This window comes from Pseudomonas sp. EggHat1, assembly GCF_014892995.1.
Taxonomy (GTDB): Bacteria; Pseudomonadota; Gammaproteobacteria; order Pseudomonadales; family Pseudomonadaceae; genus Aquipseudomonas; species Aquipseudomonas chaetocerotis.
Window position 1 is genome coordinate 650,270 of sequence record NZ_JACKQK010000001.1, and the last position, 13,088, is coordinate 663,357.

At 62.5% G+C, this 13,088-nt stretch carries 12 protein-coding genes; 11 read left to right on the forward strand and 1 reads right to left on the reverse strand.

Going from position 1 to position 13,088, the window contains the following annotated elements; translation table 11 throughout:
• Positions 1-41: 41 nt before the first annotated feature.
• The 7 genes from mscK to INS93_RS02980 all read left to right on the forward strand — a co-directional run bounded on the left by mscK (position 42) and on the right by INS93_RS02980 (position 9,963).
• Positions 42-3,398 carry a mechanosensitive channel MscK gene (gene mscK, locus INS93_RS02950; RefSeq protein WP_192980239.1) on the forward strand — a complete coding sequence of 1,119 codons (3,357 nt, stop codon included), beginning with the start codon at positions 42-44 and terminating at the stop codon, positions 3,396-3,398.
• Between the two features lie 17 nt (positions 3,399-3,415).
• Positions 3,416-4,879 carry a protein adenylyltransferase SelO gene (selO, locus tag INS93_RS02955; protein ID WP_192980240.1) on the forward strand — a complete coding sequence of 488 codons (1,464 nt, stop codon included), beginning with the start codon at positions 3,416-3,418 and terminating at the stop codon, positions 4,877-4,879.
• A gap of 379 nt (positions 4,880-5,258) precedes the next feature.
• Positions 5,259-7,049, forward strand: a complete 1,791-nt coding sequence (locus tag INS93_RS02960; RefSeq protein ID WP_192980241.1) for an SLC13 family permease — start codon at positions 5,259-5,261, stop codon at positions 7,047-7,049.
• A 58-nt stretch (positions 7,050-7,107) separates the two neighbouring features.
• Positions 7,108-7,542, forward strand: coding sequence for a thioredoxin TrxC (trxC, locus tag INS93_RS02965; protein ID WP_192980242.1), 435 nt, complete (start codon positions 7,108-7,110; stop codon positions 7,540-7,542).
• Positions 7,543-7,718: 176 nt separating this feature from the next.
• A complete protein-coding gene (locus INS93_RS02970; protein WP_192980243.1) occupies positions 7,719-8,162 on the forward strand; it encodes a YiiD C-terminal domain-containing protein in 444 nt (147 codons plus the stop codon).
• A gap of 122 nt (positions 8,163-8,284) precedes the next feature.
• The gene (locus INS93_RS02975) at positions 8,285-9,082 is read left to right on the forward strand and encodes a universal stress protein (protein ID WP_192980244.1); all 798 of its coding nucleotides are present in this window, start codon (positions 8,285-8,287) and stop codon (positions 9,080-9,082) included.
• Positions 9,083-9,321: 239 nt separating this feature from the next.
• Positions 9,322-9,963 carry a flagellar biosynthesis protein gene (locus INS93_RS02980; protein ID WP_160019147.1) on the forward strand — a complete coding sequence of 214 codons (642 nt, stop codon included), beginning with the start codon at positions 9,322-9,324 and terminating at the stop codon, positions 9,961-9,963.
• 81 nt (positions 9,964-10,044) lie between these two features.
• On the opposite strand, the gene INS93_RS02985 is transcribed toward INS93_RS02980, so the two are convergent.
• Positions 10,045-10,818 carry a ParA family protein gene (locus INS93_RS02985; RefSeq protein ID WP_192980245.1) on the reverse strand — a complete coding sequence of 258 codons (774 nt, stop codon included), beginning with the start codon at positions 10,816-10,818 and terminating at the stop codon, positions 10,045-10,047.
• Between the two features lie 249 nt (positions 10,819-11,067).
• Between INS93_RS02985 and INS93_RS02990 the strand changes: the two genes are divergently transcribed.
• Genes INS93_RS02990 through INS93_RS03005 form a run of 4 tightly spaced genes read left to right on the forward strand, consistent with a single transcriptional unit; the run spans position 11,068 to position 13,085 of the window.
• Entirely contained in the window at positions 11,068-11,784 is a 717-nt protein-coding gene (locus tag INS93_RS02990; protein WP_192980246.1) for a beta-ketoacyl synthase chain length factor, read from the forward strand.
• Positions 11,757-12,566 (forward strand): lysophospholipid acyltransferase family protein, encoded by an 810-nt coding sequence (locus tag INS93_RS02995; protein ID WP_192980247.1) that lies wholly within the window; start codon positions 11,757-11,759, stop codon positions 12,564-12,566. Before INS93_RS02990 ends, INS93_RS02995 begins: the two co-directional genes overlap by 28 nt.
• Positions 12,547-12,807 (forward strand): phosphopantetheine-binding protein, encoded by a 261-nt coding sequence (locus INS93_RS03000; protein WP_017678587.1) that lies wholly within the window; start codon positions 12,547-12,549, stop codon positions 12,805-12,807. Before INS93_RS02995 ends, INS93_RS03000 begins: the two co-directional genes overlap by 20 nt.
• A gap of 11 nt (positions 12,808-12,818) precedes the next feature.
• Positions 12,819-13,085 (forward strand): acyl carrier protein, encoded by a 267-nt coding sequence (locus INS93_RS03005; RefSeq protein WP_192980248.1) that lies wholly within the window; start codon positions 12,819-12,821, stop codon positions 13,083-13,085.
• The last annotated feature ends 3 nt before the right edge of the window (positions 13,086-13,088 follow it).

The following is a 13,088-nucleotide window of genomic DNA, read 5'->3' on the forward strand; positions in this document are numbered from 1 at the left end:
ATAACTCAATCGTCATCGCTCACTCAGTAGATCAATCGACCATGCCTCTGTCGCGCCTCTCCCTAGTAGCCATCCTGTTTGCCCTGTGTCTCGGCATACCGCAGGTGTTCGCCGAGGAACCACCCCAAGCCGAGAGTGTGCAGCAGAGCCTGGACAGCCTGGCTGACCGCAAGCTGCCAGAGGCCGAGCAGCTGGCGCTCAAGCAAACGCTGGAGCAGACGCTGCGCATGCTTAAGGACCGGCAGGCTGCCGATCAGCGCCTCAGTGATCTACGCAAACAGCTGGACGAGGCACCGCGCCTGATCAGCGAAGCCCAACGCGACCTTGCTCGCCTCAAGGCCAGTCCCGATCAGCCGGTGACCGAACGCCATGCACGCACATCACTGGCGCAGCTGGAACAACTACTTAACGAGCGCGCCAATCAGCTCAGCGAATGGAACAAGGCGATCATCGAAGCCAACAGCATGGTGATCACCGCGCAGACCCGACCGGAACGTGCCCAATCAGAGATCAGTCAGAACCAGACACGCAGCCAGCTGATCAACGATGCGCTCAAGAGCGGCCGCTATGACGGCAAAACGCTGACTCCGGAACGCCGCGACCAGCTCAATGCAGAGCTGGCGTTGCTCGCAGCGCAGACGCAGCTGCGCCGCCAGGAGCTGGCAGGCAACAGCCTGCTGCAGGATCTGGGCGGTGCCCAGCGCGCCCTGCTTGAAGAACGCATCAACCGCGCCGAACAGGAACGTCAGGCACTGCAGAGCCTGATCAACGACCGCCGCCGCGCCGAATCGGAGCAGACCGTCGCCGAGCAGTCGCTGGAGGCCGAACGCGCCAGTTCGGACAAGCTGCTGGCCAAGGAAAGCACGCTCAACCTCAAGCTGTCCGACTACCTGCTACGCGCGACCGACCGTCTGAACAGCCTGACCGAGCAGAACCTCCAGACCCGCCAGCAGCTGGACAACCTGGCGCAGGCCGATCAGGCCCTGGACGAGCAGATTCGCGTGCTGCAGGGCAGCCTGCTGCTGTCGAAGATTCTCTACCAGCAAAAGCAGGCTCTGCCAAAGCTGAAGCTCGAAGACGGCGCGCTCGCCGACGAGATCGCCGATATTCGTCTCTACCAGTTCGAGCTGAACAAACAGCGCGATGAGATCAGCGATCCAGGTCGCTATGTGGACGATCTGCTGGCCAATCAGCCAGACGAGGAAATCACCAAGGAACTGCGCACTGCTCTGCTGGAGCAGCTCGACACGCGCCGTGAGTTACTCGACCGCCTGAACCGCTCACTGAATGCGCTGCTCAACGAGTCGATCACCCTGCAACTCAATCAGAAGGAGCTGCAGAGCACTGCCAGCAGCCTGCGCGCGACCATCGATGAGCAGATGTTCTGGATTCCCAGCAATAAACCGCTCGACCTCGAATGGCTGAAGTCAGCGCCACGTCACCTTCAGCAGCAATTGGCCGACATGCCCTGGGGCATGGCCATCAGCGAGCTCGGCGCCGGTTTGTTCGAGCGCCCCCTGGTGTTCCTGCCGCTGATTCTGCTCTGCGCCCTGATCCTCTGGCGACGCCAGTACCTGTTCAGCAAGCTCAGCGCCCTGCATGGCGACATCGGCCACTACAAGCACGACAGCCAGCTGCATACACCGATGGCACTGGGTCTGAACATCATCCTCGCACTGCCGGTCACATTGTTCCTGGCGCTCTGCGGCTATGCCCTGCTGCATGATGCGCGCGGGCAGAACCTCTATCTGGGCGCCGCGCTCTATGAAATGGCAGAAGCCTGGCTGGTGTTCTATACCCTGCACCGGATTCTTTCCCCAGACGGCGTAGCCATACTGCACTTCCACTGGCCACCAGCCAACGTCGCGTTCTTCCGTCAGCACCTGCGCCGCCTGGGTCTGGTGGTAATGGCGCTGGTGGCCGTGGTGAGCATTGCCGAACACCAGCCGGCGAGCCTGGCCAACGACGTCATCGGCATCGCCGTGGTCCTGAGCTGCTACGCCCTGATGGCCTGGCTGCTGTTCCACCTGCTGTTCAGTGCACCGCTGCGCGAGAACACCTCCGCCTTGCGCACCAGCGTCGGCGTGCTGTTCAACCTGCTGCCACTGGCGCTGATCGGTGCGGTTGCCTTCGGCTATTACTACACGGCGCTCAAGCTCACCGACCGATTGATCGACACCCTCTATCTGCTGATCATCCTGCTCATCGTCGAGGCCACTCTGGTGCGCGGGCTGAACGTGGCGGCACGGCGCCTTGCCTATCAGCGTGCCCTGGCCAAACGCCAGGCCCAGAGCAAGGAGGGCGCCGAAGGCGAAGCGGTGATCGAAGAGCCGACGCTCGATATCGAGCAGGTCAACCAGCAATCGCTGCGCCTTATCCGTCTGGCCCTGCTGGGCGGCTTCCTGGTCTGCCTGTACTGGGTCTGGGCCGACCTGATCGGTGTTTTCACCTACCTCGATACGATCAATCTCTACGAGTACAGCAGCGGTACCGGGAACAATGCGACGCTGGTGCCCATCAGCCTGATGGACGTGATCGGTGCGTTGATCATCGTCGCCATCACCGTGGCCCTGGCGCGCAACCTGCCGGGTCTGCTCGAGGTGCTGGTACTGTCGCGCATGCGCCTGGCGCAGGGCAGCGCCTATGCCACCACCACCCTGCTGTCCTACGTGCTGGTGGGTATCGGTATCGTCACCACCCTGTCCACCCTGGGGGTGAGCTGGGACAAGTTGCAATGGCTGGTGGCAGCGCTGTCAGTGGGCCTGGGCTTCGGCCTGCAGGAAATCTTCGCCAACTTCATCTCCGGCCTGATCATCCTGTTCGAGCGCCCGGTGCGTATTGGCGACGTGGTAACCATCGGCAACCTGTCCGGCACTGTCAGCAAGATCCGCATCCGCGCCACCACCATCACCGACTTCGACCACAAGGAAATCATCGTTCCGAACAAGACCTTCATCACCGGCCAGTTGATCAACTGGTCGCTGAGCGACACGGTGACCCGCGTCACCCTCAAGGTCGGTGTCGGCTATGGTTCGGACCTCGATCTGGTACGCAAGCTGCTACTGCAGGCCGCGCAGGAAAACCACCGCGTGCTCAAGGATCCGGCGCCGCTGGTGTACTTCCTCAACTTTGGTGAAAGCACGCTGGATCACGAACTGCGCATCCATGTGCGCGACCTCGGCGACCGCAACCCAGCCACCGACGAGATAAACCGCTTCATCGACCGCGAGTTCCCGAAGAACGGCATCAACATCGCGTTCCGCCAGGTCGAGGTGTATGTGAAGAACCTGGAGCATGGTGAGCAAAAGCTCGACCAGAAGGACCTGGCCAAAGCCGCAGCCGCAGCAGCCGGCGCTGCCAGCGTGCAGCAGCCGCCGACACCGCCCGTAGCGCCCTAAGATCGATAGGAATCCAGGTGAAAAGTCTCGACACGCTGATCTTCGACAACCGCTTCGCCCGCCTCGGTGACACCTTCTCCACCGAGGTATTGCCCGAGCCCATCGAGCAGCCGCGGTTGGTGGTAGCGAGCGAGTCGGCGCTCGCTCTTCTCGATCTCGCTGCCAGCGAAGCGCACCGCCCCGAGTTCGCCGAACTGTTCGCCGGGCACAAACTCTGGGAAGAGGCCGAGCCGCGCGCCATGGTCTATTCCGGCCACCAGTTCGGCGGCTACACACCGCGACTGGGCGACGGTCGCGGGCTGCTGCTGGGCGAGGTGGTCAACGAGGCCGGCGAGCACTGGGACCTGCACCTCAAGGGCGCCGGCATGACGCCTTACTCGCGCATGGGCGATGGCCGCGCGGTGCTGCGCAGCTCGATCCGCGAATTTCTCGCCAGCGAGCACCTGCACGCCCTCGGTATCCCCAGCTCGCGGGCACTGTGCGTGACGGGGTCGAGCACGCCGGTCTGGCGCGAGAAGCAGGAAAGCGCGGCCATGGTGCTGCGCCTGGCGCAGAGCCACGTGCGCTTCGGCCACTTCGAATACTTCTACTACACGCGCCAGCACGAGCACCTGAAGACGCTGGGCGAGCATGTCATGGCCTGCCACTTCCCGCGTTGCCTGGAACAGGACGAACCCTGGCTGGCGATGCTGCGTGAAGTGATCGAACGCACCGCCGCGATGATCGCCAACTGGCAGGCCTATGGCTTCTGCCATGGGGTGATGAACACCGACAATATGTCGATCCTTGGTATCACCTTCGACTACGGCCCTTACGCCTTCCTCGACGATTTCGACGCCAACCACATCTGCAACCATTCCGACGACACCGGCCGCTACAGCTTCAGCAACCAGGTGCCCATCGCTCACTGGAACCTCGCCGCACTGGCCCAGGCGCTGACGCCCTTCGCCGCGGTCGAACACTTGCGCGAGGCATTGGAGTTGTTCCTGCCGCTTTACCAGGCGCACTACCTCGACCTGATGCGCAAGCGCCTGGGTTTCGCCAGTGCCGAGGATCAGGACGAAGCGCTGATCCAGCGTCTGCTGCAACTGATGCAGCAGGGCAGGGCCACCGACTACAACCTGTTCTTCCGTCGCCTGGGCGAGCAGGCGCCTGCCGAGGCGCTGAACATCGTGCGCGACGACTTCGTCGACCTGGCAGGCTTCGACGCCTGGGGCCGCGACTACCTGGCCCGTTGCGAACGTGAAGGTGGCGAACAGGCCGAACGCCAGCTGCGCATGCATTCGGTCAACCCCAGGTACGTCCTGCGCAACTACCTGGCGCAGCAGGCCATTGAGGCCGCCGAACAAGGCGACTATGGCCCGGTGCGGGAGCTGCACGCGGTGCTGTCACGACCGTTCGACGAACAGCCGGACATGCAGCGCTATGCCGAGCGCCCGCCACAGTGGGGCAAGCACCTGGAGATCAGCTGTTCGTCGTGAATAAGGCGTGCCCCCTGGCGGCAGCGTGCGCCGCGCGCACCAACCGTCCGCTGATCGCGCAGAATAGAACCCACCACAGCTGCCAGCAGGTTGCACCCGCCCTGCTCAGGCAGTCAGCTCAGGTTGGTGGAGAACGCGCCAGCCACCCAGGCTGGACGTCTTATCCATTAAACCGAAAAGGCATATCAATCTGCCCAAACATTCTTAGACTATCTAAGAGAACCCCTCTATCTTGGCGCCCTGCCAGGCCGCCCAGTGCGTGCCCGATACCTCACACGAGATTCGACGCAAAGAATCTGCGCCCGATCCCGCTGGCCAGGACCTGCTGCCCAAACAGCCAGGCCACCTAGCGGACCAGAGGCCGGTTCTAAGGATTTTCATGCTCTGGGACTCCCTGCCGCTGCTGTTCGTCGGTGCCCTGCTGATCTGGGTGCTCTATGCCTTCGTCCGCGAAAAATGGAGCCCGGATATAGTCGCCGCCATCGCCGTGGCCGCCTTGCTGGTCAGCCAATTGCTGACGCCAGGCGAAGTGCTCAGTGTGCTGTCCAACTCGGCCCCCGTGACCATCGCCTGCATGTTCGTGCTCTCCGCCGCGCTGGAGCGTACCGGCTGCATCGACGCCCTCGGCAACTGGCTGGGCAATCTGGTGGGCACCAGCCCGATTCGCGTGCTCACCGGCCTCACCGTCACCGCGCTGGTGGTGTCCGCCTGCCTGAACAACACGCCGGTGGTGGCCATCCTCACTCCTGTAGCCATCGCACTGGCGCGCCGCGCCGGCACCCTGCCCTCAAAACTGCTAATTCCACTTTCCTACGCCACCATTCTCGGCGGCACCCTGACCATGATCGGTACCTCGACCAACATCCTGGTCGACGGCGTCGCGCGCAAGGCCGGTATGGCGCCGTTCGGCATTTTCGAGATTACCGGCGTCGGCCTGGTGATGGCGGCCTTCGGCATGCTCTATCTGCTGACCGTCGGCCATCGCCTGCTGCCCGATCGCGAGACCCTGTCGCGCCAGCTGCGCCCGGATCTGTCGCGCACCTTCATGACCGAACTGCTGGTACCGCATGACTCACCGATGATCGGCAAGACTCTGCACGAAGCCAACCTCAATGGCGGCAGCGGCCTGCAGGTGCTCAAGTTGTTCCGTGAAGAGCAGGAGCTGACCGAGCCCGGCGCCGAAACCCTGCTGGCCAGCGGCGACCGCCTGGTGCTGCATGGTCAGGTCAAGGACGTGGTGGAACTGCGCGAAAGCGGCCACCTGAGCTTCAACCGCAGCGACGCCTTCGAGACCATCAGCAGTCACGACGTTATCCTCGCCGAGGCCATCGTCGGGCGTAACTCGCGCTACAGCCACCGGCCGATGCGCGATCTGGACCTCACCGCGCGCTACGGCATCGCGGTGCTCGCCGTGCATCGCCAGGACGAGAACGTGCAGGGCAACCTCGATGATTTCGAGCTGCAATTCGGCGACGTGATGCTGGTCGAGGGCACACCTGCACAGATCAAACGCTTCGCCGACAACGGCGAGCTGATCAGCCTCAACGCCGTGCAGGAGCGCGCCTTCCGCCGCGACAAGGCGCCTATCGCAATTCTCTCGACCCTGGCGGTCATGCTGCTGGCCGCCTTTGGCGTGATGCCCATCGAAGGCCTGGCGATCATCGGCGCGGTGACCGTGCTGGCAACCCGCTGCCTGGATGTGGAGGACGCCTACAAGGCGGTGGACTGGAAGATCCTCAGTCTGATCTTCGGCATGCTGGCCATCAGCATCGCCATGGACAAGGTCGGCCTGGTCAAGCTGCTGGTGGAAAACGTCATGGGCTGGCTGCCCTGGGCCGGGCCGCTGCTGATGCTGAGTTTCATCTACCTGTTCACGTCCATCCTGACCGAGATGCTGTCGAACAATGCCGTGGCAGTGCTGGTTACGCCCATCGCCATCGGCATGGCCCAACATCTGGGCGTCGACCCACGCGCCTTCGTGGTCGCGGTGATGTTCGCCGCCAGCGCCAGCTTCGCCACGCCCATCGGCTACCAGACCAACACCTTCGTCTACAACGCTGGTGGCTACCGCTTCACCGACTTCATGAAGATCGGCATTCCCCTGAACCTGCTGCTGTGGGGCGTCGCCACGCTGATCATCCCCTGGTTCTTCCCGCTGACCCCGCTCTGACTTGATATCCGCAGGCACTGGCTCCATCTAAGGCGTATGCCCCACGGAGCCTCGCCTCATGTCCGATCCACTGCTGATTCCCTGCCCACACTGCAACGGGCTCAACCGCATTCCCGCCGAGCGTCTGCAGGACGCCCCACGTTGCGGCCGCTGCAAGAGTGACGTGCTGCCCGCGGCGCCCATCACGCTCACCCAAGCCAACTTCGCCAGTCAGTTGAAGGGCGACCTGCCACTGCTGGTAGATGTCTGGGCCAGTTGGTGCGGTCCCTGCCAGGCCTTCGCTCCGACCTTCCAGCAGGCAGCCGCACAACTGCATGGCCGCTGCCGTCTGGGCAAGCTCGATAGCGAGGCTAATCCGAACCTGGCCGGGCAACTCGGCATCCGTTCCATTCCCAGCCTGATCCTGTTCAAGGGCGGCGTCGAGATCGCCCGCCAGAGCGGCGCCATGCCTCTCCCCCAACTGCAGGCCTGGCTGCGTCAGCAGGGCATCTAGGATGCCCCTGTAGCCCGGATGCAATCTGGGAAACGTGCCGGCTATCCTCGGATTGCATCCGGGCTGCGTGCTTGGGACGCTTGAGCGCTTCGGTCAGTCAGCACGGGCGCTGCGGTCAATTGCAGCGCACCTCCCGCCCCTTAGTCTGGCAAAACGTCCACTCAGGGAGTTTTGCCATGCCGCTGCCCGTTGAAATCGCTCGCCAGCTCACCGAGGAACAGATCGCCTTCGTCAAACGCAGCGGCCTCAGGGCCGAGGTGCTGGAGCCAGGCTTCGTGCGCCTGCGCATGCCCCTGCAAGGCAACCAGAACCATATCGGCAGCATGTACGCGGGCGCCCTCTTCACCCTCGCCGAAATACCCGGCGGCGCGCTGTTTCTGACCAGCTTCGACGCCGAGCGCTTCTACCCCATCATCAAGGAAATGAACCTGCGCTTTCGCCGCCCGGCCACGGGCGACATTCAGGTCGAGGCGCGCCTCTCGGCCGAGGAAATCGCCCACCTGGAAGAACAAGCCAGCCAGCAGGGCAAGGCCGACTATCTGCTGGAGCTGCAACTGACCGACGGCAGCGGCGAAGTGGTCGCAGAAAGTCGCGGCCACTACCAATTGCGTTTACGCTGAATGACGCCGCTGCCTGCATTCGCAATCGGTAACAGTCCCCGACCTTGCCATAGGTCAAAAGAGCGGCTATCTGAACAGGCACAATAAAATTGCCGAGGGGTATCGGCAGGAGAGCCGTCACCATGTTCAACCATATTCTTATCGCCCATGACCTGCGCGACACCGCTGACATGGCGTTGTGCCGTGCCACGCAGTTGGCTCAGCAGCACAAGGCCCGCCTGAGCATCCTGCATGTACTCGACCCCAGCCAGAGTAGCGAACAGCACGAAAAGGCGCGCCAGGCGCTGGATCGCAGCCTGACCCGATACGCTCCACCCGGCACCGAACTGCGCATGCTCAGCGGCAAACCTTCCGAGGTCGTCCTGCAACAGGTTCAGGACAGCGGCTGCGACCTGCTGGTGCTGGGCGGGCACCACCAGCGCCATGACTTTTTCTCCGGCACCAGCCTCGATCGCATCGCCCGCCGCTGCACGGTGCCGCTGCTGCTGGTAGCACGCAACGACGCCCAGCCTTACCAGCGGGCGCTGGCCGCCATCGACTTCTCCCTGTGCGCCTGCAGTGCCCTCGGCCAGGCCTATCGCCTGTTGCCCGGCGATGCCGAGCTGCACGCCCTGCATGTATTCGAACCAGACAAGGGCACGCCGCAGCAGGTCGAACTGCAACTGCAGACCCAGCGCGGCCTGATCGATCAGCTGTTGCAGGACGAAGCGCAAAGCCTGCCACCCGGGGGGCCGAAGCTGAGCCACGACGTGCTGCAGGGCGGCATCCTGCGCAGTCTGCAGGAGCAGATCAAGACGCGTCGAGCAGAACTGCTGGTGCTCGGCAGCCACGGCCGCAGCGCCTTCTCCCAGGCACTGCTGGGTAGCCTGGCGCAGCATTTCCTGCACAAGGCACCGTGCGACGTGTTCGTGGTGCGCTAGCCCGCGCGGTCAGATCGCCGCCAAGCCCCGCCACCCATCACCCTCACTCGGGGCGGCCGATCTGCCGCCCTTTGCACTGCGGCAACACGCGCGCCTTCCGAGCAGAGGCGTCGTAAACCCATGGTCGGCATCCCGACTCCCTCGATGCCTGGACACAGCAGCACGGATGCCAATTAGCCATCACCCTTGTAGAATCGCCCCGCCTAATGGCCAAACCGATGCATACAAGGAGTAGTTTCATGAGTATGGAAAAGACCTTCAGACTGGTCGCCGTTACCTTCCTGCTGGCGCTTTGCGTTGGCTGCGCAACGAGTCGTTCCGAGATCGATGTGAAGGTTCCTTCACTGGAGCTGGCCGCTAACCCCGAAGCCGGCAACGGCAAGAAGGTGTACATCAGCGCAGTCGATGAACGCGTTTTCGAAATCAAGCCGAGTCAGGCCGACATCCCGTCACTGAAGAATGCGGAAACTGCTGATCGCTCGATCACCGAGCGGGCCGTTGGTCGCAAGAGAAATGGCTACGGCAAAGCGCTTGGCGACGTTCTGCTGCCCTCTGGCCGCACCGTTTCCGCCCTGGTCGAAGAGTCTGTGGCCTCTGCCTATCGGCAAGCCGGCTATGACGTGGTGACAGAGCCCAACGCAGCAGGCGCCACTGAGGTGAAGGTTCGCGTCAAGGAGTTCTGGTCATGGTTTTCGCCAGGCTTCTTCTACGTGACGGTGAACAACAAGTCGCGCCTGAACATCGAAGCCGCAGGCCAACCGAACATGGAGATCGTCACGCTGAAAAGCGATGGCATGCAAGCCGTTACCGACAGCGACTGGAAAGCCATCACCGAAGCTGGCCTCCGGGAAATCGCCCAGGAAACCGCCAACAAACTCTGATGCATCAAGCTGAAACAGGAACGCCCCGATAACCTTGGGGCGTTCTTGTTGAAATCTATTACTCAGCCGTCCTGGACAGCGTCAATCTGCCGCGTTCAGCAGATCGTGCAACTCGACGAACTGCTGGGTCAGCTTGTGCCGTGCATCCAGATAGATCAGTGGCGTGCACACCTGGTGCGATTCGCGCATCTTCACCGAGCTCATCAGGTTCACCGGCAACACCGGCAAGCCCTCGGCGACCAACTCATCCAGCAGTTGCTGCGGCAATGTGGCACGCGGCTGGAACTGGTTGACCACGATACCCTCCACCTCCAGATCCTCGTTATGGTCCTCCTTCAACTCGTCGATCTCGGCCAGCAGGCCGTACAGGGCGTTGCGCGAGAAGCTGTCGCAGTCGAAGGGAATCAACACGCGGTCTGCCGCGATCAAGGCTGAAACCGTATAGAAATTCAGTGCTGGCGGCGTATCCAGGTAGATGTGGTCGTAGTCTTCGGCCAGTTCGTCGAGCAGTTTGCGCAGTTTGTTGATCTTGTGTTTCTGCTCCAGCTTCGGCTGCAGCTCGGCCAGCTCTGCCGTGGCGGTGACCACATGCAGGTTGTCGAACGGCGTCTCGTAGATATCCACCTTGCCCTTCTTGGCGAAAGGCCCGGAAGACAGGGTCTGTTTGAAGAAGTCGGCAATGCCCATGGGGATTTCCTCACCAGTGAGCCCGGTGAGGTAATGGGTCGAGTTGGCCTGGGCATCCAGGTCTATCAGCAGAGTACGGTAGCCCTGCGCCGCACTTACTGCCGCGAGATTACAGGCGATGCTGGACTTGCCCACGCCCCCCTTCTGGTTGAACACCACACGTCGCATCGCCGCTCTCCCTGATCTGGAATGTTCCGAATACTATGCAAAGCCCATGACAAGCACGAGACGTAGGCCACATCGCCATCATCCGCCCATCAGAAGAAGCTGCGCAACATTTGCACAGCGCCGCGTGCATCTAGATAATGCCCGCCCGAACAAGTACCGGCACTATGCCATGGCACTGACTGACACTGTCTCTTTCAGGCGTCTCGTCGTGCCGACCAGTATGCCCGGAGTGGCGAAAAGCCTCGTGCTATGAATTTCCAGATCGAAGGATTGCGCGCCTGGGCCCCCGGCCTGGAGTCAGAGGATGATTGGCGAGCCTGGTGCAACGCCCCCGTGGTCGTGCCCGACGACCAGCAGCAGCCGGACGTGAGTTTCCTACCCGCCATGCAGCGCCGCCGCCTCAGCCGGCTGGCGCGGATGCTGTTCCATGTCGCCTGGCCGCTGGCAGAGGGTCAAGGCCCTCTGCCACTGGTGTTCGCCTCGCGTCATGGCGAGACGCCGCGCACGCTGGCGATCCTCAGCGAACTGGCGAAGGACGAACCGCTGTCGCCCACCCAATTCAGCCTCTCGGTGCATAACGCCATCATCGGCCTGTGGTCGATCCTGCGCGAAGACACCAGCGAGATGACCGCCATGGCTGCTGCCGGGGACGGTCTGGAACAGGCCATGCTCGAAGCCAGTGGCCTGCTTGCCGAAGGTGCTCCTGCAGTATTACTGGTTATTGCAGAAGAATTACCGCCTGACCTCTACACGCCCTATATAGATGACGTACCCTTCTCCTACGCGCTGGCTCTGCTGCTGAAACCGGGCAAAACCTGGACCTTGAGCCTCGCCCCCGCCGAATCCGGCTTACCCGCCGCCTGGCCACACCCCCTGAACCTGCTGCGCGCCTTGTATGGTGGGCAGCCAACGCTGATTCACTACTGGAAAGACCGCCAATGGATCTGGTCACGCAACGAGGCCTGAGCCCTTACAGCCCGCCTTATGCATGGAGGCTTGTCGCCACCGCACTGAGCTTCGCCCTATTCGGCGTCGGCGGGGTGTTGCTGCGCGTGCTTGTCTTCCCGCTGCTCAGCCTGCTGCCCGGCGACACCCTGCGCCGGCGAACCCGAGCGCGTGCAGTGGTCAGCCGGTCGTTTCGCCTATTCGTCGAGTTCATGTTCCGCACCGGTGTTCTCACCTATGAGGTCGAGGGCGCAGAACGCCTGGGCCGTCCAGGACAAATGGTCATTGCCAATCATCCCTCGCTGATCGATGTGGTCGTGCTGATTGCCTTCATCCGCGATGCCAACTGCGTGGTCAAACAGAGCCTGTGGGAAAACCCCTGCATGCGCGGGCCGATTCGTGCCGCCCAGTACATCAGCAACAGCGGCAGCATGGACATGCTCGACGAAGCTGCCGGCGCCCTGCAGAACGGCGAAACCCTCATCATTTTCCCCGAGGGCACCCGCACCGTACCCGGCACCAACCCGGAATTTCATCGTGGTGCCGCCGCGATTGCCGTGCGCGGCGCCAGTGTGGTGACCCCGGTGGTCATCAGCGTGACACCTACGACGCTGACCAAGGCCGAACCCTGGTACAGCATTCCATCGCGCCGCTTTCACTTTCGGCTGCGGGTCGGGGAGGATATCGACCCGCGGCAATTCACCGAGCAGGCGCCATTGCCGATTGCCTCGCGCAAGCTCAACGACCATCTGCACCAACACTTTATGAAGGAGCTCGCCTCAGATGAGCGATCTGCAACTTGAAATCAAGAACCTGATCATCGATGCCCTCGGCCTCGAGGACATGAGCGCCGATGACATTGGCGCGGAGCAGACTCTGTTTGGCGAAGGGCTCGGCCTGGACTCGGTGGACGCGCTCGAGCTGGGGCTGGCGATCCAGAAGCGCTTCGGCATCAAGATCGACGCTGAAGCCAAGGACACGCGCAAGCACTTCGCCAACGTCGCGAGCCTGGCTGCGTTCGTTTCCGCCCAGAAAGCTGCCTGAGGATTTCACCGATGCAAAGCCGTGAAGAAATCTTCGTCACCCTGCGTAGCGCCCTGGTGGAGCTGTTCGAGCTGGATGCCGAGCGCGTGACCCTGGACGCCAGCCTGTATGAAGACCTGGAGATCGACAGCATCGATGCGGTCGACCTGATCGACCATATCAAGCGCCAGACCGGGCGCAAGCTCGCCGCTGAAGAGTTCAAGAGCGTGCGCAGCGTGGGCGATGTGGTCGAAGCCGTCTATCGCCTGATCAATGACACGCCTCAGGCCCAAGACTGACTC